This window comes from Silvimonas terrae, assembly GCF_014202765.1.
GTDB lineage: Bacteria > Pseudomonadota > Gammaproteobacteria > Burkholderiales > Chitinibacteraceae > Silvimonas > Silvimonas terrae.
This window is the reverse complement of record NZ_JACHHN010000004.1, coordinates 548,086-570,210: the sequence shown is the minus strand read 5'-3', so window position 1 is coordinate 570,210 and position 22,125 is coordinate 548,086. Positions and strand designations below refer to the sequence as shown.

12 protein-coding genes and 3 pseudogenes are annotated in these 22,125 nt (G+C 56.5%); 10 read left to right on the top strand and 5 right to left on the bottom strand.

The window, feature by feature from the left end; genetic code table 11:
- Positions 1-112 precede the first annotated feature (112 nt).
- The 4 genes from HNQ50_RS12630 to HNQ50_RS12615 form a co-directional block, all read right to left on the bottom strand.
- The gene (locus tag HNQ50_RS12630) at positions 113-409 is read right to left on the bottom strand and encodes a fimbrial protein (protein WP_184101226.1); all 297 of its coding nucleotides are present in this window, start codon (positions 407-409) and stop codon (positions 113-115) included.
- A 183-nt stretch (positions 410-592) separates the two neighbouring features.
- Complete coding sequence (locus HNQ50_RS12625; RefSeq protein ID WP_184101224.1) at positions 593-4,213, bottom strand: transporter substrate-binding domain-containing protein; 3,621 nt, start codon at positions 4,211-4,213, stop codon at positions 593-595.
- A gap of 9 nt (positions 4,214-4,222) precedes the next feature.
- Positions 4,223-4,849, bottom strand: coding sequence for a response regulator transcription factor (locus tag HNQ50_RS12620; RefSeq protein WP_184101222.1), 627 nt, complete (start codon positions 4,847-4,849; stop codon positions 4,223-4,225).
- Positions 4,850-5,040: 191 nt separating this feature from the next.
- Positions 5,041-6,237 (bottom strand): EAL domain-containing response regulator, encoded by a 1,197-nt coding sequence (locus HNQ50_RS12615; protein WP_184101220.1) that lies wholly within the window; start codon positions 6,235-6,237, stop codon positions 5,041-5,043.
- A gap of 389 nt (positions 6,238-6,626) precedes the next feature.
- On the opposite strand from HNQ50_RS12615, the gene HNQ50_RS12610 reads away from it, so the two are divergent.
- The 8 genes and pseudogenes from HNQ50_RS12610 to HNQ50_RS12575 form a co-directional block, all read left to right on the top strand.
- The gene (locus tag HNQ50_RS12610) at positions 6,627-7,187 is read left to right on the top strand and encodes a fimbrial protein (protein WP_184101218.1); all 561 of its coding nucleotides are present in this window, start codon (positions 6,627-6,629) and stop codon (positions 7,185-7,187) included.
- Positions 7,188-7,338: 151 nt separating this feature from the next.
- Positions 7,339-7,932: a fimbrial protein gene (locus tag HNQ50_RS12605; RefSeq protein ID WP_184101216.1), complete on the top strand. Its 594-nt coding sequence runs from the start codon at positions 7,339-7,341 to the stop codon at positions 7,930-7,932.
- Between the two features lie 210 nt (positions 7,933-8,142).
- Positions 8,143-8,916 (top strand): fimbria/pilus periplasmic chaperone, encoded by a 774-nt coding sequence (locus HNQ50_RS12600; protein ID WP_184101214.1) that lies wholly within the window; start codon positions 8,143-8,145, stop codon positions 8,914-8,916.
- 201 nt (positions 8,917-9,117) lie between these two features.
- Positions 9,118-11,646, top strand: coding sequence for a fimbria/pilus outer membrane usher protein (locus HNQ50_RS12595; protein WP_184101211.1), 2,529 nt, complete (start codon positions 9,118-9,120; stop codon positions 11,644-11,646).
- Between the two features lie 54 nt (positions 11,647-11,700).
- Positions 11,701-12,723 (top strand): fimbrial protein, encoded by a 1,023-nt coding sequence (locus tag HNQ50_RS12590; RefSeq protein WP_184101209.1) that lies wholly within the window; start codon positions 11,701-11,703, stop codon positions 12,721-12,723.
- A 253-nt stretch (positions 12,724-12,976) separates the two neighbouring features.
- Positions 12,977-13,408 carry a hypothetical protein gene (locus tag HNQ50_RS12585; protein ID WP_184101207.1) on the top strand — a complete coding sequence of 144 codons (432 nt, stop codon included), beginning with the start codon at positions 12,977-12,979 and terminating at the stop codon, positions 13,406-13,408.
- Between the two features lie 225 nt (positions 13,409-13,633).
- Positions 13,634-17,344: an ATP-binding protein gene (locus tag HNQ50_RS12580; protein ID WP_184101205.1), complete on the top strand. Its 3,711-nt coding sequence runs from the start codon at positions 13,634-13,636 to the stop codon at positions 17,342-17,344.
- Between the two features lie 256 nt (positions 17,345-17,600).
- Positions 17,601-17,852, top strand: a pseudogene (locus HNQ50_RS12575) (transposase); the annotation flags it as partial.
- A gap of 19 nt (positions 17,853-17,871) precedes the next feature.
- On the opposite strand, the pseudogene HNQ50_RS12570 reads toward HNQ50_RS12575, so the two are convergent.
- A pseudogene (locus tag HNQ50_RS12570) lies at positions 17,872-19,024 on the bottom strand (IS30 family transposase).
- A gap of 62 nt (positions 19,025-19,086) precedes the next feature.
- Between HNQ50_RS12570 and HNQ50_RS12565 the strand changes: the two are divergent.
- Together HNQ50_RS12565 and HNQ50_RS12560 are read left to right on the top strand one after the other, a co-directional pair.
- Positions 19,087-19,961, top strand: a pseudogene (locus HNQ50_RS12565) (IS3 family transposase); the annotation flags it as partial.
- Between the two features lie 382 nt (positions 19,962-20,343).
- On the top strand, positions 20,344-21,930 hold the full coding sequence (locus HNQ50_RS12560) for an arylsulfatase (protein WP_221303153.1): 1,587 nt from the start codon (positions 20,344-20,346) through the stop codon (positions 21,928-21,930).
- Positions 21,931-22,125 lie beyond the last annotated feature (195 nt).

Genomic DNA, 22,125 nt, shown 5'->3' with positions numbered 1-22,125 from the left:
TTCGTGTCTTGGGAATGCGTTAAGGAGATGCCCCTGGTTGAATCGGAAATAGCCTACACGCCGTAAGCGGAGAAATGCGGTCAAATAGCAATGCGAACAAACGCGACTGAGCTTACAGATACTCGGTAACGATGATCACGCGCTTGGGCTTGATCTCTGTGCTCGTCGCAGTCGTAGCGTTCGGGCTGGCGGGCTCAACCAGCGTTTCTGTATGCGTGCGGGCAGCATGGGCTGCGTATTTGCCGCAGGTATCCAGCCTGGTTTGCAGCTGGCCGTCTGTGTTCACGCGACAGGTGTTCTCCACGATGGCACCCATCACTTTGATCACGCCGCCCTGAGCGGCATACCCGACGCTGTTTGCCACGATCAGCGCCAAACCCAATGCCACCTTTTGGTATGCATTTGTCATTATATTTCTCTTACTTCGGTAAAAATGCCGCTATTTTGCAGTGCGGATCAGAATTTTCCTATTTCAGTTTGTGACAAAACAATCGTGCGTTGCAGATTTGGCACGCCCGTTGTTCTCGACCGGCGGGGCTGGGTCTGAATATCTGAATCTGCAGGGCAAGAGAATGAGTGCTTTAGTGGCACCTCAAGCGGGGCCAGCGTCTGCCGCCACCTGGCGCAGGGCCGCCAGAAAGCCCTGCATGGCGGCAACCAGCTGCTGACCGGCGTGGGCGAGCGTGCCGTTCTGTGGGTTTTTGCAGACGGCCTCAAGTTGCTCGCACGCGCTCAACACCTGTCGGGCCTGCACGATACGGGCGACGCCTTTGACGCGGTGGGCATGCTCAGACAACGCCGCCGGGTCTGGCGCAGCCAGCAGCGTTTGCAGTTGCCGCAAGTCATCTTCAGAACTGTTGATCAGTTCGGTCAGCAGCTTGGTCATCATGCCGGGGTTGCCGCCCGTGAGCACACCCAACGCCGCAGTATCAAACGCAGATTCTGCCGGGGGTACAGCCGGGGTGGTGATTTGTTGCGGCCCGGTCGCGCGCAAGTGGTGCTCCAGCACAGCCAGCGTCACCGGCTTGAACAGGCAGATATCCATACCCGCCGCTTCACTGCGCCGGTATTCGTCGGGCAGTGCATTGGCGGTCAGACTCCAGACCGGGCAGCGGGGCGCGTTGCGTTCGGCTTCGTCTGTGCGGATACGTCTGGCCAATTCATAGCCATTCATGACCGGCATGTTGGCATCGGTAATGACCAGATCAAAATGGCCTTTGCGCCATTGTTCGAACGCCTCTGCGCCATTAACCGCCGCCACCACTTCATGCCCCAGGAATTCCAGCTGCTGCGTGATCAGCATGCGGTTGGCCGGTTGGTCATCCGCTACCAGTACCTTGAGTACCGGCATCGGCTGATTGTTGGCATCTGCAAGCGGGGCCCGCTCAACGCGTTCAGCCGCCAAACAGGCCAGATCAAGATCAACCGTCACCGTAGAGCCTTTGCCCGGCGCGCTCTGCAGGGTAAGGCTGCCGCCCATTTTTTTTGCCAGCGTGCGGCAAATCACCAAGCCAAGCCCCGTGCCGTTTGCGGTGCTTCTGACCTGGGCAAAAGGCTGAAACAAACGTTGTTGATCCTGCTCTGAAATACCCATGCCGGTGTCTTCCACCTGCATATGAATATGCAACCGGTCACCCTCCAGGGGTTGGCCCTGCAGGCGGATGGTGACGCTGCCCTCGGCGGTGAATTTGATGGCATTGCTGACCAGGTTGGACAAAATCTGTTTGAAGCGAAGCGGGTCGATCAGCACATCGCCATCCAGGTGCCGGTCCACATCCAGCACCAGTTGCAAACCCTTTTGCCGGGCGAGACCGTCAAACACGCGCGCGGCAGAGGCGGCCAGGTCTCGCAGGTTGGCCCGTTCCGGGTTAAGCGTCAGCTTGCCGGATTCGATGCGGGCGATATCCAGAATGTCGCCAATCAGTTCCAGCAGCCCTTGGGCGGAGGTGTGCGCCACCTCCACAGAAGGCCGATCCAGCACACCCTTGTCGGCCCGTTTGAGCGCCAGTTCCAGCATCCCCAGAATGGCGTTCATTGGCGTGCGGATTTCATGGCTCATGGTGGCCAGAAAAGTCGTTTTGGCCTTGTTGGCCTCGTCGGCCTCCACTTTGGCCGCCTGTAGTTCTTCTACAAGCTGCTCGCGTTCGCTGATATCAATCCAGCCGCCGATCATGCCGGTTTCGCCCTCAAAATTGGTGAAGGGCAGGGACCATTGATACACCGTCAGCAGGGCGCCGTTGATGGTGAGTTTGCGATCGCCCAGCACCGCCTCGCCACCGGCAATCACAGATTGATATTCCGCCTGCAGCAGGGCGGCGTCTGCGGGCGCCAGCGCCGCGCAATCCAGCACAACAAAACCAATGGCGGCCTCGCGCGTGGTGCCCAGCGCTTTCAGGTAATAGTCGTTGCAGGCCACCAGCCGGGTTTCATGGTCCCGCACGTAAATGGGGTGCGGCGTGCCGTTGATCAACACCTCCATGAACTGCAGTTGATCGTTCAGTTCGCGCTCGGCCTTCAGACGGCGGTTTACCTGTTTGCGCAATGAGGCATTCCAGAGCAGAAACGCCAGCAACAACAGCGCGGCCACCGCGACGCTAAGCGCAATAATGCCGCGATAGTCTTTCCAGGACGGCGCATTCATCATTTCATTGGTGCGCCAGCGGTTGCTCAGAATGCTCATTTCATCGGGCGATACCGACAACAGTGCCCGGTCCAGAATCGCCCTTAGTTCGGTATCCTCCTGGCGCACGGCAAACCCCACCAGAGCGGGTTGATCGCCCAGCACCGCGCTGATTTTCAGGCCATTGTCGGGGCGGCGCAGAATGTAATACCGCGCCGTGCTGATGGGCTGGATCAAGGCATCGGCTTCGCCGCGCTGCAAGCGCTCGAAGGCCTCCAGTACGCTGCTGTTTTCATTCAGGTGAATATCCGGGTAGTCCCGCCGCACAATCGGCGCCAGCACATAGCCTTTGGGCACGATCAGGGTTTTGCCTTTCAGATCAGCCAGAGAAGTGGGCGAGTCGGGCAGGTCGCGCGTCACCATCACCAAAGGCATCACCAGATAAGGCCGCGTAAAGCCATAACTGGAGCGGCGATCCGGCGAATAGGTGAAGTCGGCCAGCACATCCACCTCGCGCCGGCTCAGTGCCGCCACGGCCTCGCTGGTGGCTTCGTAACCGTGCAGCTCAAACTGGATGCCCGTCCGCAAACCCAACGCCGCCAGCAGATCTGGCGTTACGCCTCTAAAATGCCCGTCTTCCGCCATATAAGAAAACGGCGCCAGATGGTCATTGAGCCCCACCCGGACCACCGGCCGCGCGGCCAGCCACGCGCGCTCTTGCGCCGTCAGGGCAACCACACCGCCTACCATGATGCCGCCGCCGCTCCAGCGATCCAGAATGGCGCGCTGCTGATCCGGGCCCAACGCCGCCAGGGCGCTGTTGATGATCCGCAGTAGCCGAGTATTGTCATGACTCACCGCAAACCCGAATCCACCGGCGGGCTTGTCGTCTACGCGAGAGATGTGGACGTCGTTGTTGTAAAAGCGATTGATCAGATACTGCGCGGTGACGGCATCGCTGAACATGGCATCCACTTGACCGGTAGCCATGGCACCCAACGCGGTGGTCGAGGAGTAATAGGGCACCAGAATCGCCCCCGGGAAAGCCACCTGGATGTCTTTGGGCAATACGTAATCCGGGCTAAATGCCAGACGTTTGCCTTTGCCGCTTTCCCGCGCAACCTGCCCACTGGTGCCGGTTTCCACCAGCGCGGGCACGTTCTCGACATAAGGCGAGCTGACCAGGACATCGCCTTGCACCATCTCCAGGTGATTGGCCGTGCCCAGCAAGTCAATCTGACCGCTGACCAGGGCGGCGATGAGGGCCTGGCGGGTGGCAAAGCGTTTGACCTTGATCGGCGTGTGCAGCAATTGCCCCAGCAGCCCCGCATAGTCTGCGGTGATCCCTTCGTAGTCCTGGCCGCTGGCGGCAATATCAAACGGCGGATAGTCCGGCTGATTGGTGCCGATCACCAGCGCCTGTTTGTGGCGCAGCCATTGCCAGTCCGCAGCATCCAGATTGACCACTTCGCCATGCAATTGGGAACGCCCGAGCAGATGAACCCCGCCCGGCTCCGGCGTGTCGGCCAAAGCCCGCACGGCATGAAGTGAGGTAAGGCACAGCAGGACCAGCAGGGCGAGGGCTTGGCGCATCGCCGGGCGCTACACCAGGGCGTTGCGTTTGGCGAGTTCGATCAGCTCCACCAGCGAGGAGGTTTTCAGCTTCAGGTGCAGGCGGGCCTTGTACGTGCTGATGGTTTTGTTGCTCAAAGCCATATTGTCGCCAATCTGCTTGTTGGACATACCGCTTGCCAATTGCTTGAGTACCATCAACTCTCGATTGGTGAGCCTGCTGATGCGGCCAGGCTCGTCGTCCATATCGGCATTGGCCCGTACCGTACGCAACAACTGATTGGGGAAATACATATACCCGGATTTGATCGCATTGATGGCATTGAGAATATCTTTCAGATCCTGGTTCTTGCTGACAAAACCCGCCGCACCGGCCTGCATGCAGCGCACACTCAGGTATTCCGGGTCTTGCGAGGTCAACACCAACACCTGGGATGTGCTGCCGCTTTCCTTGATGCGCCCGATCAGATCCAGGCCATCCAGCTTGGGGATGCCGATATCCAGAATGACAATATCCGGCTGCAATTCGCGCGTTTGATGCAGGCCGTCAATACCATTGTCGGCTTCTGCCACGATTTCAAAACCCGCTTGTTCCAGCAGCATGCGCACCGCCATGCGAATGACGGGATGGTCGTCAACAATCAAAACTCTATTCACTGTACAAACTCCGTGTTCGACTGGAAGGCAAAGCGGGGAAACCGGAGCTGCCACACCGAGAAAAGCGTGCTGTGGCGTGCAGGCTGTTGGTGCTCTTTTGGGCAAGCGCATTTCAGAGGCGCCTTACCAAACTAGCAAATCAGCCCGAAATTGCGCATGCAATCTGCGTTTCCCGTGGCCCGGCCGGATGGTTATTGTTGAATCTGCCGCGAGGCCAGCCATGGGCGCTGCAGCAACTGTTCTGCAGACATCGGCCGGGCAAACAGATAGCCCTGACCCACAGCGCAACCCAGCTCCAGCAAGCGCTGCTCTTGTTCTGTGGTCTCAATGCCTTCTGCCACCAGCTCAATCTGCAAAGAGGCGGCCAACGCCACCACGCTGCGGATAATGGCTTCGCTGCGCACATGGGTTTTCAGATTGCGCACAAACGAAGCGTCCAGCTTGATCTGATCAAACGGCAACTCGCAGATACGCACAAAAGACGAATAGCCGACGCCAAAATCATCCATGGCCAGCCCGCAGCCCATCAGGCGCAAGCGCAGCAGGTTTTCCATGCTTTCGGCCGGGGCTTCGATCAAACCGGTTTCGGTCACTTCCAGCACCAGGCCGCCCGGTGGCAACTTGTGTTCTTGCAGCGCGTCTTTGATCCGGTACGCCAGCTGCGGAGAGGACAACTGCGAGGCATCCAAGTTGATCGCCACCGGCATAGGCTGATTCATGACCGCCAGTTGGCGTTGCAGCCGCAAGCCTTGATCAAGCATTTGCCAGAACAGTTGATCCAGCAAACCGTGTTCTTCCATCACCGGAATAAACGCCGCCGGGCTCAGCAAGCCGCGTTCCGGGTGTTGCCAGCGGGCCAGCAACTCTGCGCCTTTCACCTGGCCGTTTTGCAGGCTGTATTTGGGCTGAAAGTAAGGCACAAATTCATGGTTCTGCAGGCCGGACTCGATATCTTCCAGACTTGCCAGTTCAACCACATGCGGTGTGGCGTTGCGCAAGGCTTGTTCACGCTCGTAACTGCGCAGCATGCCTTCCAGCTTTTCAATCAGAAATGGCTTGCCCAGATCACCCAGAAACGGCAGCCCCAGGCACTCGATCATATTGACCACCGAGTTGCGCAGGGTGATATCCACATCGCTGGTCAGCACCACGGCGTTGATCAGCCCAGTTTCTGCTGCGTTACGCAAGAAGCCCAAACCATCCATGCCAGACATGCGCAGGTCACATAGCACAATATCTACGCCGCCGCATTCAACCAGCCTGGCCAGCGCGGCTTCGCCGTCGGCCGCAGAAAACACCCGGGCCACGCCAATTTGCGCGAGAGAGTTCACCGCGATGGCGCGTTGAAACGGGTGGTCCTCCAGGACCAATACAGAGATAGTGTTCAATTGGAGCTCCTCAGTGGCTCGATAATCTGGGCACTTATGAATTAATTCTCAGAATTGAGAGTGGGCCAAGCGTATCGGCCATTATTGAACGCGTATGTACATCAGGTCGCACTGGGTTGTAGTCCATTTCCCAAGCCAACTCCCGCGTGTTATCTGAAAGCCTGTCAGGTGTTACCTTCGCTGCAGGATTGGCGTTGTCTACAGAGCGGAAAAACAGATTGCGTCTTGCGAAATTTCCTACAAGCCCACAGGCACCGGATGACATATTCATATTGAGAATATTGAGAGAATTCGTTTCGTTGATTTAACGAGACGGGCATCAGAAATTCCGATTTATTCGGCCTTGACCTTGCCCATGTTTATTTTTGTTTTTTTGGAAATTCATCATCATGAAAAAATTCATTGCAATCGCTTCTCTGGCCGGTCTGGGTCTGTTCTCCAACGCAGCTTTTGCTTCAGACGGCACCATTCACGTCGACGGTGAAATCACCGACGTAACATGTAACGTGGTTGTGGGTTCTGCTGGCGCCGCGGGCACTGATGCCAATGCCACCGTAACGCTTCCCAGCCTGGGCGCCAATTCTTTTACCGGTGCAAATTCGACGGCCGGTGATACAACAGTCAGTTTCGATGTGTCAGCTTGCGCAGGTTCAACAGCCCAGACTGTAACCGCACGTTTTGAAAACCAGAACCTGGACACCACCACCGGTTGGTTTAAAAACACCCTGACCACCGGCGCCAGCCCCAATGTGCAGGTTCAGGTCGCCAATGCAAATGGCAATGCAATCAACGCTGTTGAAAACACCAACAACACAATCGGCGCAACCATTGGTGATGGCACAACCAGCGGCTCCATTAACTATATTTTGCGCTACGTAAAAATTGACGGCGCGGCCATTGATCCAGGTGCTGTTTCGACTGACATCACTTACTCGCTCAATTACAACTAATCAACCAGGCAGTAACAATTGGTTTGAGTGAGCGCAAAGGGCCAAACACGTCTGTTTGGCCCGTCCTTTTCAGTCGCAATGATTTTGCAATACTTATTTTCACCTTCATTCGCGTTACTTGAAATTGTATTGAAAAATTTTCTGAATCTTCATGGCATTTCATGATTCTGGAAAATTTGAATCGGTAAGCGAATATACAGTTTGCTATAGAGGTTTCCAGATGATTAAAATTGTTACCGCACTCAGTGTCGCCGCAGTGATGTTATGTTCCAGTTTGGCGCGCGCGGCAGATGGCACGATTACCATCAGTGGGTCTGTATTGATCCCGTCTTGCACAATCTCCGTCAATGGCAAGGGTGCCAACCCGACCATTACATTGCCGACCATTCAGAACTATGCGCTCGCCAATGGTGGGCATGCCGGCTCTACCCCGATTACCATCGCGTTCTCCAACTGTGGACCATCCACATTGGTAGGCGTGCATTTCGAGAGTGATTTTGTAGATCAGGCCACGGGTAACTTCAAAAATCTGGGCACTGCCGGCAACGTGCAGGTGCAGCTACTGAATTCTGCCGGCCAAGTGATCAATGCATTTACCAACGCCAACAACACCGACGACACCGTGTTGGTGGCAAACGCCGGGCAACTGAATTATACCGCCCGTTATGTCAGCCCCGACAGCGCCAATGGAGTGGGCTCAGGGTCAGTGCAGGCAAAAATAATGTACTCGTTAACTTACCCATAAGGCTGGTCGGACGGCCAGTATCGGCGCGACCGATCAATACGGGGCAATGGCTTAACCGGATTAAGCCCCGTGCTTTTCGCCCTTTCGCGCCCCATTTTTTGTTTACGCACCGGTTGCTTCACCCTGTATACCGCAAATTGCGGGTTGCTTTGCATGAGCTAAGCTGACCCTTGTGGCAGGGTATTCCTGCGTGAACAGGAGCATGAAATCATGAAAGCCAGAATATTGAATACCTTCATTGCGGGCGTTTTAACTGCCGTCGCGCTTGTTTCCGGCGTTGCACAGGCCAGTATTGTCATTTCTTCTACGCGATTGATTTACCCCGCCAAAGAACGGGAAATTACCGTTCAATTGAGCAATAAAGGTGATCGCCCCGCATTGGCGCAGGCCTGGATTGATAGCGGAGACGAGCATCAAGACCCCAGCATCAGCACGGCGCCTTTTGTTCTGGTTCCGCCTATTGCCAGAATTGACCCGGGCAAAGGACAGTCCATGCGACTGACTTATTTGCCCAACGGAGCACTAGCCAAAGATCGTGAATCCATTTTCTGGTTCAATGTTCTGGATATACCACCCAAAACTGAGGCGTCTGGTGCAAATACCGTGCAGATTGCATTGCGAACCAGAATCAAACTTTTTTATAGGCCAGAGGGTTTGCCGGGCGACCCAGAAAATGCGGCAAAAGGCTTGATCTGGACCGTGGAAAAAACGGCAAATGGTCAGGTTGTTCGGGCCACCAATAATGCAGCCTTCAGCGTCTCTGTCACTAAAGTTGAATTAACGGTGTCAGGGAAAAAAATCAGCAATGAAGAGGGCGGCCTTATTCTGCCTAAATCCAGTAAAGATTTCACATTGAAAGGGTTAACTTCGTCGCTGAATGCCGATATGAATGTGTCATACAATTGGATTAATGATTACGGCGCATCCGTAGATGGTCAGGCAAAAATTGGCGAAGGCGTGGCAAATAAAACGCCTTCAGATTAAGCGGTTTCAGATTGCATCGGGTTTGTCCCCTTCCGGTGCTGGCTTTGGTCAATTGAAATGATTTTTGTCTAATTTTGTATGTAAACAGGGGCTATCAAGAAACAGGGAATCAGTGTGAAAGTGACTTATTTAAGCCCCTCCTGTACAAAATTACCTATTGCCACGCCACGTAAGGCACTTAATCCATTCTGGTCATTTCTGGTGACCTCAGTTGTGGTTTTGTTTCCGCTGGGCATTGCCCATGCGCAGGACGTTGCCACAGATGCATCCCAGGATGTGTCATTTAACAGCGGTTTTCTGATGGGCAGCAAAAAGGTTGATCTGAGTCGTTATGAAAAAGCCGGCGTATTGGTGCCTGGCGAATACCGACTGGATATCTACATCAACGATGACCAGATTGGCCGCCGTGACGTGCGCATTGAAACCAGCGAAGACGGCAGCAGCCGCGTCTGTTTCAGCGGCAAAGAAATCAAGCAATGGGCCATCAACCTGAGCAAGCTTGACGATCCCAAAGCGGCATTATTGGCATTGGATAGCGATTGCGTCGAAATCACCAGGCTGGTGCCGGGCGTTTCCATTGCGGTCGATCAGGGCGCTCAATCCGCCCATATCAGTATTCCGCAACTGTATCTGAGCCGTCGTTCACGCGGTTATGTGTCGCCAGAAAACTGGGATAACGGCATCACCGCTGGCTTTGTGGGCTACAACGCCAGCATTTATCAGAACGCCAACTCGGGCCAGACTTCCCGCAACCTGTATGTCGGGATCAATGCAGGCGCCAATATTGACGGATGGCGGCTGCGGCACAATGGCTCGTTGAACGCCACCGAGAGCAGCGCGGCACGCACGCCTTCCACAAGTCATTACAACGCGCTCTCGACTTACGTTCAGCACGACGTCACCGCATTGCAGGCCCAGGCCACGGCAGGGCAGTACTACACGCCAGGCGATTTGTTCGACAGCGTGCCGTTCACCGGCGTGCAACTGTCCAGCGACGACCGGATGATGCCGGATTCCCAGCGCGATTTTGCGCCGGAGATCCGTGGTACGGCAGAAACCAACGCCAAGATCACCGTGCGCCAGGGCAACAACGTGGTATACGAAACCACCGTGGCGCCAGGGCCGTTTCTGATCGATGATCTGTCGAGTACCGGTTATTCCGGTGATCTGAACGTCACCATCACAGAAGCCGACGGCCGTCAAAAAAGCTTTGTGGTGCCTTACTCTTCGGTAGCGCAGCTCTTGCGCCCCGGCGCGTCGCGATTCAGCGCAACCGCGGGCAAATACCGTGACAGCACCTTAAGCCATACCCCTGTTTTTGCACAGGGCACCTATCGGCGCGGGATCAGCAACATGGTCACCGCGTATGGCGGTGGCATTGTGGCCGACAAATACATGTCTGCGCTCGGAGGGCTGGCGCTGAATACGGATTACGGCGCTTTTGCGGCGGACGTTACCGCATCGCACGCCACAGATTTGCCAACGGCAGTCGCAGGCAAAGATGGCACCATGTCAGGTCAGAGTTACCGGTTGACTTACAGCCAGACACTGCCGTGGACAAGCACCAACGTGGCGCTGGCGGCATACCGTTTTTCCAGCGCGGGCTATCTAAGCCTGCAGGATGACGCGCAATTGCGCGGATTGCCGACTGCAAACCTGTATCGGGATCGCACGCGCATGCAACTGAATGTGAGCCAGCCATTGGGTGAACGCGGCAGCATGTACGTCAGCGGCATGACCAACACCTACTGGAACCACGGCGGGCGTTCCATGACGTTCCAGTCTGGCTACAGCACATCGTTCGACTGGGGCAGTGTCAACCTCTCCGCAGGGCGCACCTACACCAACGGCAGCTATAGCAACCAGATGATGGCCATGTTCAGCGTTCCGCTGGGCAAGGGCGGCAATCCCATCCAGTTGTCGACCAGCCTGAACTACCAGAGCCCGGATCAATACTCGGCCCAGACCAACCTGAGCGGTTCGGCGGGCGAACATAACGAACTGGGTTATGGCGTCTATGCCTCCGCCAACCGCAACGCGGGTAGTAACAGCGCCAGTTACGGTGGCAACGTGGCCTATCAGGGCTCGCTGGCCAACGTCGGCGCAACCGCCTCGCGTAGCGGCAACAGCAGTCAATATTCTGCATCTGCCCGCGGCACGGTGGTGGGCTATGGTGGTGGTGTGGTGGCCACGGCAGCACAGGGCGAAACCATGGCCATTGTTGAGGCCGATGGTGCGGCGGGCGCTCATATCAACGGTGGTTCCGGCGACACGCTGGATTGGTGGGGCCATGGGGTGGTAACCGGGCTGAACCCGTACCGCAATAACGACATTTCGTTGGACCCGAAAGGCACATCCAACGAGGTGGAACTGAGCGGTTCGTCGGCCATTGCTACGCCGCGCTACGGTGCCATTGTCAAACTGAAGTACGACACCGTTGTTGGCAAACCGCTGCTGATTCATGCCGCGCTGGCCGATGGCAAACCCGCGCCGTTTGGTGCCGATGTGTTCGATGCCAAAGGTACAAGTGTGGGCGTGGTGGGTCAGGCCGGACAGATCTTCCTGCGCGGTCAACCGGAAGAGGGCACCTTGCAGGTGAAATGGGGTGAAGGCGCAGACGAAAGCTGTTCGCTTCGTTATCACGTAGAACTGAGTGAGAAGGGCGACGCAGTCACCGCTGCCTATCAGCAAACCGCTGCACGCTGTGCCGAGGTGATGGCCGGCAAGTAAGTCCGCGCAGCTACACGCAACCACAGCACCTGAAACTAATGCAGGAAAAACACCATGCGTAATTCGTTATTAAAACTGGGTCTGGCGCTATTTTCAGCGCTCTGGCTCAACTTTACCTGGGCGGCAGATTGTACTGGGTTGAACACAAGTCAATGCCGCATCACTAATCAAACGTCTCAATTTACCCCGACGCAAGCGTTATCCAATGCCCTGGCGGATGGCACTGTGATTGGTACCAACACCACCGACTTCGACTATACGTGCCTGGTGGCCACCGCAACCGATCGATACCTTATCCTGGGCCTGAATACAGAAACCGCTTTACTGAGCGCCGGCCTGTTGCGAACGACGACAGCAGGCGTCGCCTTTCAGCCTACATTGCTCGCTCAGGTTGGTGGCACTGTGAATCGAATCCAGTTTGCGGTCATTGGATCAAGAACGAGCGGAGGCAATGAGTGTGACGGAGGGCACATCAGTTACAACATGGGGCAGTACATAAAAAAAGGCGTCATCACTACCCCCAACGGCCTGTTGAGCCTCGATTTCTCTCCCTCAGTCAATTTTGTGACTGCCCGCTACAACAGCAGTAGCGCTGGGGGGGTTTATACCCTGCAACAATACGAGGCACCTGCATCCGTCCCAGTGGGCGCGACCACATGCGTTTTATCGGACGGCGGAACAATGAGCGTAGACCTGGGAACCGCTTTGTCGCCAAACTTTAGCGGTGTCGGTTACGGCAACCCACCCAACGGCTACACGCCCAGAAATTTTTTGATCAAGGTGAAGTGCGATACCAGCCTTATCGGGAGTGGTTTCGCGGCAGACGTCACGTTGGACGGCGTTAGCGACACCAAGTCTGGCTGGGCGACAAACAGATCTGATATTTCGGTCATCATTCAGGATGCCAACGGTGTAAATATCCTGCCCAGAACCAAAGCGGGCGTAATCAGCGTTGATAAGGATGGAAACACAACCGCGGGGCTGGCGCTGAGGGCATTTCCTACAGCGCGCAATGGCACTGCGCCAGGCGCCAACACATATACGACGTTGATAACCGTTTACACAACTTATCAATAGGCGCCAACCAATCACGCTTTCAAACTCTTGGCCCGGCCATGCACTCTGATGCGACCGGGCTTTGTTTTGCATGTATTGGCGAATGGGAAATTGCCTACATCCCACTGCGAAGCGGACTAAATCCACCATCGCGTAATTCTCATAAATTACCCCTTTACCTTTATTGAATGTAAAGGGGCTGATTATTTCCAATATCAACACTCCTTCAGTCGGCAATTCCCGACCCCGGCACCCCAAAACCGTTATCAAACTGATGCCACTATGCGAACTGCAGTCTGGCGGTAAGCCGGAGGCGGGCACCGGGCCGCAGCCGCTAGCTGCTCAGCATCGCTGGAAAACCGCTTTGTTGTACTGGTTATGCGGCGGCCTGCTTGGTGCGCACAGCTTGTATATGGGCGATCTGCGTGGCGCGGCACGTTATTGGCTGATGAGCTTTGTCACCACCAGCACGCTGATCTGCGCAGCCATGCTCACCATGAGCATGCCCGGCGCAACGGTGACCCTGGTGGTTTGCGGCATTGGCGTGGCCATGGGTTGTGCGTTGATTGCGTATTGGGTGGGCGACTTGATCCGCCTGCGCCTGCGGCTACGTAGTTATGAGCAAGCCGTGAAAGCGCAAGACCCGTGCTCCACGTTATGCGTGAACGGCTACTTCAATTGCGCACATCGCAAAGAAAAAGAGTAGTCCGCACGCAGGATCGGGCGATTTGCCCTTGCCATTGAGGCCATACCCGTTCTGACAACCCACGAAGACGCCTTTCCATGCGGGTTTGCGGGGCGGGCGAGTTACGTCCAATTTGTTTTACCCAGCTGATCCCTGATTGTCGCCGCGCCATGGTTGCGTGGCACCCAATGTATCGAGCGTCTTTGCCTTGCCGATCAGATCAGCGCCACGAGGGTTGGCTATCTGATGTTTTTACGTAAAACCGATCATTCGCAGAATTCATTGCCCGGCAACGCCGAACGCGTCAAGTTCAGCCCTGCGGTCAATGCCCAACTATGCCGTCATTTGCGCACGGGCACATGGCTGTTGTGGGCCGTGCTGGGCCTGGCCACTTGCTTGCTGGTGGCCAGCAGCTGCGCCTTTGCCGCAGAGCCATCCGTGACTGACGCCCCGATCAAATGGCAGGCCTTCACGCCCGTAGAACGACAGCAACTGGCCCGCCTGAATGGTGAGTTGCGGGTGGGCGTGGTAGCCAATGCGCAGCCACCGTTCGCGCTGGCTGATACCAGCAATGCGTTCTCTGGGCTATCGATTGACGTCACCCGAGAGGTGGCCGCCGCACTGAGCCTGCACGCGGTGTTTCGCTCTTACCCGGACGTTGCGGCCCAACGCGGCGCGCTGGCACGTGGCGAGATTGACCTGGCCGCGATGAGTACGGATGCGCTGATCCCCGACACACTTTTCAGTCGCGCCTGGTATACCGAACATCCGGTGCTGGTTACCCGAAAAGCCATCACCCCTGCGCCCAATGAAAATCTGACGACCCCCAGTCAGGCACTCGCTTACGTGCCGGGCAGCATAGACTTGCCCACTCTGCAGGCGCTCTATCCGCACGAACCGCTGAAAGCGTATGCCTCGGCAATGGAAGCACTACAGGCCGTGGCGTTTGGCCAGGCCAAGGGCTATATCGGCAGTCGCTTGACTGCGGGCTGGCTGGTGCAACAACTGCAACTGGGCAACCTGCAGGTTTCTGCCGTGCTGCCCAACCCCTTGCATGGCGAGGGCTTTGCCACGCGCGCATCAGACGGCACCCTGCGCAATCTGGTCGATGCCGCCATTCTGGCATTGCCACCGGGCCGGATTGCAGAGCTGGTCACGCCGTGGGATAGCGATTGGGGGCATGGGGGAGGGCCCAAACCGGTTGTGCTGACCCCCATTGAACAAGAGTGGATCAAACAGCACCCGCAAGTGCGCTTTCTGGTGCAGCACAATTCCCCGCCGTTTCTGTTCCGCAGCAAGCAAGGCGCCGCGCATGGCATGGCGGTGGATCTGTTTGCCGAAGTAACGCGGCAAACCGGCCTGCAATTTGTGGCGCAGGATTCGGATTCCCCAGCCGCCGCCAATCAACTGTTGGCGCGTGGTCTGGCAGATATCGACCCCACCGGCGGCAGTACGGGATCGCAGATTCTGCATACCCAACCCTACGGCAACTGGTTTCCGGTTATTGTCAGCCGGGCGGGGGTGAAGATCGCCAACCGGCAGGCCCTGGATGGCAAATCCGTTGCGGTGGTGACATCCCCCATGGGCGCGGAAGGCGCGGCCACGGCGCTGGCCAAGGCAAAAATCGTCAAGGTGGCCTCGGTGGTGGAGGCCTTCAACTTGCTGGATAAAGGCAATGTCTCTGCGGTGGTGTGCGATGTCAGCGTCGCCAATTTTCTGATCCCGCGCCTGTATGCCGGCAAATTGGCCGTCAACGGCGCGTTGGAGCCACACCCCATGCCGGTATCGATCGCCGTCAGTGCCCGCGCGCCAGAACTGGTATCCATTCTCAACAAAGTGACCAGCAGCCTGTCGGCAGGGCAGGTGGCCACCTTGCGGCAAGGCTGGACAGAACAGTTACTGCCCGCAATGGCCTCGGAACAAATCCGGCGCGAACTGGTGATTGCAGTGGTGGTGCTTGCCATTTTCATCGCCATTGCCTTGGTGTGGGGTTTATTGCTGTATCGTCAGATCAGCAAGCGCGACCAGGCAGAAAAGCACCTGAAGAACCAACTGCGGTTTCAGGCGGCGTTACTTAAAGGCATCCCCACTGCCGTTTATGTGCGCGATGTAGCGGGGCGACTGGTGTCGTGCAACCAAGCCTTTGCCGACCTGCTGCGTTGCAGCCCTGCCGATCTGATGGGCTGCACACTGGATGAAATGCGGCTGCCAGCATCACTGGCGCAAGACCTGAATCGCATTTATGCCGAGGTCGCCATTCAGCAACAACGCCAGAAATTTGAAGTAACTGCAGACTTTGGCGAAGGCCTGCGCACGCTGTTTTTTGAGGTAACACCGTTTTATGACGCAGAAGACCAACTGGCGGGGATTGTGTCGGGTGGCGTTGAAATTACCGACCATATCCGCCTGGAGCAGGAATTGCGCGCCGCCAAAGTGGCGGCCGATGCCGCCAGCAATGCCAAATCTGTGTTTCTGTCTGGCATGAGTCATGAAATCCGCACGCCGCTGAATGTGATCATTGGCGCATTTGATCTGCAGCTTGGCGCCAGCGCGGATGACGGGCGATCCCGCACTTCTGCCTCTATGCAGGCCGCGCGCGACGCTGCGCATCATTTGCTGGGGCTGATCGACAATGTGCTCGATTTCTCAAAAATAGACGCAGACAAAATGACGCTGGTACCAGAGCCCTTGTGTCTGGCCGATCTCACCACCCAAATGGCCCGCATGTACGGACCGTTAGCGCAGCAAAAGCAACTGCACTTCCATCTGCATGCGGACGAAGCCGCGTGCCACGTGATGGCAGACGCCACCCGGCTGCGGCAAATCTTGAGCAACCTGCTCTCCAACGCGCTCAAGTTCACCACGCAAGGCGGCATTGTGCTGCGCTGCCGGGTGAGCGAGGGCGCCCAGCCAGACTTGGCGGCCGTGATTTTTGAAGTGGAAGACACCGGCATCGGCATCTCGCCCGATGATCAAGCGGCGCTATTCCAGCCCTTTGTGCAAGCCACCAGCATGCCTTCCGGCGGGCACGGCGGCACCGGTCTGGGGTTATCCATCTGCAAGCGTCTGGCCGCCATGATGAATGGTCAGGTGGCACTGGAAAGCACCCCGGGCCTGGGCACGCGCATTACGGTAAGCCTGACCCTGCCGCGCGCCGCGCCACCGTTGCCAAGAAAATCCAGCGATCTGGCCTTGCCGCAGCGGATTGTGTTTGACCGGCTGCCCGTACTGATTGCAGATGATCACCCCTCCAATCGCTTGATCTTGCGTGAGCAACTGGAACAACTGGGCTGCGTGGTGACAGAAGCCCAGGACGGCGCCGAAGCACTCAAACAGCTGGCCGGATATCCGTTCAAGGTAGTGATTACGGATATCTCCATGCCGATCATGGATGGCCACCAGTTGGCGCGCGCCATCCGCAAGCAGGAAAACACCCAGAACGCATTGCCGATGGTGATTGTCGGGTTAACCGCCTACGTGCAACCCGAAGTGGCCGCAGCCGCATTGGCCGCCGGGATGAACGAATGCCACGTAAAACCCCTTGGGCAACAACAACTTGGGGCCTTGCTGGCGGCGCATTTTGCAGAGGAGGTGGTGTTGACAGAGGAGGGCGCCCGCCCCCAGTCGCAAGGCAGCGCCATGCGTACAGCCGACGGCAAAATACATCCGTTATTGCTGGAAACACTGGTCAGCAGCCTGCGTGAAGACCTGGCCAGCGCACAGACGGAACTCACCGCTGGCGATATGGTGGCACTCAAAGCCCGCGCGCATCGCATGAAAGGGCCGTTCAGAATGCTGGAATGGACACCTTTTGTAGAGGCGTGCATCCACCTGGAGCACGCCACAACCACCAGCACCGACCCGCAAACTTGGCAAGGTGAGCTCGATGAGCTGAATGTGTTGGCAGAGGCGTTATTTCGCGAGCACACCCAGGCCGTTAGTAGTTCGGCAACGTGACGATTTGCTTGTCGTTCTTGCCTGGCCTGGCTCCCCGGTCTAGTGGCGAGTTGCAGATTGCCTGGCCTGTAAAAGCCATTTGTCGCGGCAGGGATTTGACGTTTGTGCGACTACTTTGAATCACCAGCCGAAAGGTTTGAGATTCAGCTACTAGTAGCTAGTAAGGATAACGTCCGTTAAAAGCAGCGCTGCGTTCTGGACTGCCCCGGGTAAAGCAGGCAATCCGGCCTATGATTTTGAGCATAGGAGGATGTCCATGAGTACCCTGCGTTTTACCCCTGAATTCAAAGAAGAGGCCGTCAAGCAGGTCACGAAGCGTGGCTATTCCGTCGCCGAAGTATCAGCACGACTCGGCGTTTCCAGCCACAGTCTGTACAAGTGGGTCAAAGCGGTCATGCCGGACGACACCGAGAAGCAGGCGACCGAACTGATCGAGGCCAGGAGCGAGATCCTTCGCCTGAAGGCTCAATTGCGGCGTACTGAAGAAGAGCGTGACATCCTAAAAAAGCCGCGGTGGGTTCAACCGGTCAGCGCAACGCTTCAGCGAGCTTGTCGCCCGGCGTCATAAATGCAAGCGTCTTTCGTGGTCTTGAATTGAGCCTGTTTGCGATGACATCAAGATCTTTTTGTGTGAAGAGCGAGAGGTCCGTTCCGTCCGGGAAGTACTGACGAAGCAGTCCATTGGTATTTTCATTTGTTCCGCGCTGCCATGGACTTCTGGGGTCACAGAAATACATCGCGACATCCGTAGCGAGCGTAAATTTTTTATGTTGAGCAAGTTCGCTGCCTCGATCCCAGGTCAGGGATTGCATGATCCCATCGGGTAGTGTCCTGACCTGACGCACCAGGGCGCTGACCACGCTGGTCGTATCGCTTGCCCGCGACCTGCACCAACATAACAAACCGGGAATGACGTTCAACCAAGGTCGCGATGTGGCTGTTTTTTGAGCCGGATATCAGGTCTCCTTCCCAATGCCCCGGAACAGCCCGGTCTTCAACGCTTGCAGGCCGATCGCGAATGGAAACAGCATCAATGATCTGACCACGGGGCTGTCCGGCGGTTGATGCTGTTTTACCTCTTCGCATCATGCGTCTGCTGCGCAGGTGGGATATCAATTCTTTTTTTAGGACACCACGTGCCTGGATAAACAGGCTACGGTATATCGTTTCATGGGAGATTTGCATTGTTTTGTCGCCGCCATAGACGCGGGCCAGCCATCCAGAAATCTGTTGTGGCGACCAATCATTTTTGAGGCAATCGGCAACCACTGTTACCAATGGCTTGTTGGCCTGCAATGCGCAAACCTTGGGGCGCAATGCGTTATTGGCAGCGCGAGTATTGGCGCTTGCCGCACGATAATTGTTTGCCCCGCCATTACGTGCAATTTCACGACAGATCGTCGACGGTGCCCGCCCGAGTTGCTTTGCCATGCTACGTAGTGAACGGTCTGCCGCCAGGCCACGAGATATTTCTTCTCGTTCTACCAAAGTTAACGATCCCGAACGGACCTTCCTTATGCGTGGGGCAATCCCACCATGTGCTGATAGTACGCCATGAATGGAACCGGCATGCTTGCCAAGTGCCCGTCAAATTTCGCTAAGCTATTGGCCATCCTTCCATCGATTCCAAAGATCTTTCTTCTGTTGGGCAGATAACCCCGGTCTACCAGTTCTTGGCATCGCCGCTTCCTTAAAAATGCCATTAAATCAGAACTGTTGCGCTGACCGGTTGAACCCACCGCGCGGTACTTTGCCAGGGAACCCGAGTGAAGTACCGCTTCATGAATGACATGCGACATCACCATGCCATCACCACGCTGTGCCGGATCCTGCAGATCGCCCGGGCCGGTTTCTACGCTTGGCTGCATCAACCTGATTCGTCACATGCGCGTGAGGATGCTCGCCTGCTTGAGTTGATTCGCGAGTCCTGGGTGGCCAGCGGTGGCGTCTACGGCTCACGCCGGGTGCTGGGCGATTTACGCGAAATCGGCGAAGTGTGCGGCAAGCACCGGGTCGCCCGGATCATGCGCATGCACAAGATCAAGGCCCAGCGCGGCTACAAGGCACCACGCCCGATTGCCGGCCGTCGTTGCTGGCACCCAATCATCTGAATCGCTGCTTTACGGTCGATCAGCCTGACAAGGCCTGGGTCACGGACATTACCTACATCCGTACCTGGCAGGGCTGGCTTTATCTGGCCGTGGTGATCGATCTGTATTCCCGCAAGGTCGTGGGCTGGTCCATGAAACCGACCATGACGCGTGAACTGGCGCTTGATGCCCTGCTAATGGCCGTCTGGCGCCGCAAACCACCGGGACGGGTGCTGGTCCATTCCGATCAGGGCTCGCAATACGGAAGCGATGACTGGCGCCGGTTCTGCGTAGCCAACAACCTTGAACCGAGCATGAGTCGACGCGGCAATTGCTGGGATAATGCTGTGGCTGAATCGTTCTTCAGCAGCCTGAAAAAGGAACGCATCCGCAAATGGGTCTACAAAACCCGTGACCTAGCGCGGTCAGACGTGTTCGACTATATCGAAGCCTTTTACAACCGTACCCGCCGCCACAGCCGCCTGGGCGGCATCAGTCCCGAGGCCTTTGAAGTGGCCGCGGCGTGAGGCTGGGGTTTGTCTACTGAACCCGGGGTAGTCCAGTTGCCCTTGCTGCGGATTCAAGACGCTCAGCAAATGTGTCAGCTTCTGACACCTGCGCCGTATTTGATACTTGCTGCGGTATAAGAAACCGCTGGACTTGTGAGTAAAGAAAGCCAATAACTCATTGTTGGTAAGCAAGAGAGCGAGCCACAGCCAGCGCATAGTGAATACCGCACTCAAAACAGCTTCATACGACAGATTCCCCGCTCAACAACAACTAGCGCTGGCAGGCGCCCGAACATGTTTTACATGCCGGGTTTTGACCAATCATGTGGAGAAAACTGTCATGCGTTCCCCAGGGAAACTGCTGTGGATAGGATTACTGTGTGTTCTGAATGTGTTTTTGATGGCCTTAGCCCCACTCGCCAGTGCAGCGGATAAACCCAATATCATTCTGATTGTTGCCGACGACACCGGCTATGGTGACCTCGGCGCCTACGGTGGTGGCGAGGGTCGTGGTATGCCCACACCGAGTCTTGACCGTATGGCTAAGGAAGGGATGACCTTCTATTCGTTTTATGGCCAGCCCAGTTGCACACCGGGCCGGGCCGCTCTGCAGACTGGCCGCAACCCTAACCGCAGCGGCATGACCACCGTGGCATTCCAGGGTGATGGCGGCGGCTTGCCGGCCGCAGAATGGACACTGGCCTCTGTGCTGAAAACCGGCGGCTACAACACCTTCTTTACCGGTAAATGGCACCTGGGTGAATCCGACTACGCCTTGCCCAATGCGCAGGGTTACGACGAAATGCGCTACGTGGGCTTGTATCACCTGAATGCCTACACCTATGCCGACCCGACCTGGTTCCCGGATATGGAACCCGAAATGCGGGCCATGTTTGCGAAAGTGACCAAGGGGGCGCTGTCTGCCAAAGCCGGTGAAAAACCGAAAGAAGACTTCAAGATCAACGGCCAGTATGTAGATACGCCGGAAAAAGGCGTAGTGGGTATTCCGTTTTTTGATCGATATGTAGAAAAAGCCTCGCTGGAATACCTGGATCAGCACGGTAAAGACAGCAAGCCTTTCTTCATGAGCATCAACTTCATGAAGAACCACCAGCCCAACATGCCAGACCCGGATTACATCGGTAAATCCCTGTCCAAATCCAAATACGCAGATTCCATGGTGGAAATGGACTCCCGCGTTGGCCGCATCCTGGACAAAGTGCGCGCGCTGGGTCTGGATAAAAACACGCTGGTGTTCTTTACCACCGATAACGGCGCCTGGCAGGACGTTTACCCGGACGCCGGTTACACCCCGTTCCGTGGCACCAAGGGTACGGATCGTGAAGGCGGCAGCCGCGTGCCGGCCATTGCGTGGTGGCCAGGCAAGATTCCGGCAGATGCCAAGAATCATGAAATCAACGGCGGCCTGGATTTGATGGCTACCTTTGCCGATGCAGCGGGCGTCAAATTGCCCACCAATGACCGCGAAGGTAAACCCATCATTTTTGATAGCTACGACATGCTGCCGGAACTGATGGGCACCGGTAAGTCTGCCCGTAACGTGTGGTTCTACTTCACCGAAAACGAACTCACCCCGGGCGCTGTGCGCGTCGGCCACTACAAGGCAGAGTTCAACCTGCGTGGCGACAATGGCCAGGCAACGGGCGGCCTGGCGGTGGATTCCAACCTCGGCTGGAAAGGCCCAGAGTCTTATGTGGCGACCGTGCCGCAAATCTTTGACCTGTGGCAAGACCCGCAAGAGCGTTACGACATCTTCATGAACAACTACACAGAACGGACCTGGACGCTGGTGACGTTCAACAAGGCGATCAAGGACTTGATGGCCACCTACGTGAAGTATCCACCGCGCAAGATGCAGGGCGAAGGCTATTCAGGCCCGATTACGCTGACGCAATACCAGCGCTTCCAGTACATACGGGATCAGTTGTCCAAGGAAGGCTTCCAGATCCCGATGCCTTCGGATTGATCTACTGCGAGTTGAAAACACCAACCCTGGATACATACCCAGGGTTGGTGTGCTATTGCTTCATGGTCGCCCGCGCAACACAGCGCTCGACAATAAACCATAAAACGATCCGCATCACTTTCGCCACGCCCTTTGCGTGGTCCGGGGAGCCGAAGTTGTCGTCTGATCACGCTCGCTTGCCAGGCGCACTGCGCC

Excerpts from the sequence above, each read along its gene's own strand:
- HNQ50_RS12630 (WP_184101226.1), bottom strand. The coding sequence starts at position 409 with ATGACAAATGCATACCAAAAGGTGGCATTGGGTTTGGCGCTGATCGTG.
- HNQ50_RS12625 (WP_184101224.1), bottom strand. The coding sequence starts at position 4,213 with ATGCGCCAAGCCCTCGCCCTGCTGGTCCTGCTGTGCCTTACCTCACTT.
- HNQ50_RS12610 (WP_184101218.1), top strand. The coding sequence starts at position 6,627 with ATGAAAAAATTCATTGCAATCGCTTCTCTGGCCGGTCTGGGTCTGTTC.
- HNQ50_RS12605 (WP_184101216.1), top strand. The coding sequence starts at position 7,339 with ATGGCATTTCATGATTCTGGAAAATTTGAATCGGTAAGCGAATATACA.
- HNQ50_RS12600 (WP_184101214.1), top strand. The coding sequence starts at position 8,143 with ATGAAAGCCAGAATATTGAATACCTTCATTGCGGGCGTTTTAACTGCC.
- HNQ50_RS12590 (WP_184101209.1), top strand. The coding sequence starts at position 11,701 with ATGCGTAATTCGTTATTAAAACTGGGTCTGGCGCTATTTTCAGCGCTC.
- HNQ50_RS12585 (WP_184101207.1), top strand. The coding sequence starts at position 12,977 with ATGCCACTATGCGAACTGCAGTCTGGCGGTAAGCCGGAGGCGGGCACC.
- HNQ50_RS12580 (WP_184101205.1), top strand. The coding sequence starts at position 13,634 with ATGTTTTTACGTAAAACCGATCATTCGCAGAATTCATTGCCCGGCAAC.
- HNQ50_RS12560 (WP_221303153.1), top strand. The coding sequence starts at position 20,344 with ATGGCCTTAGCCCCACTCGCCAGTGCAGCGGATAAACCCAATATCATT.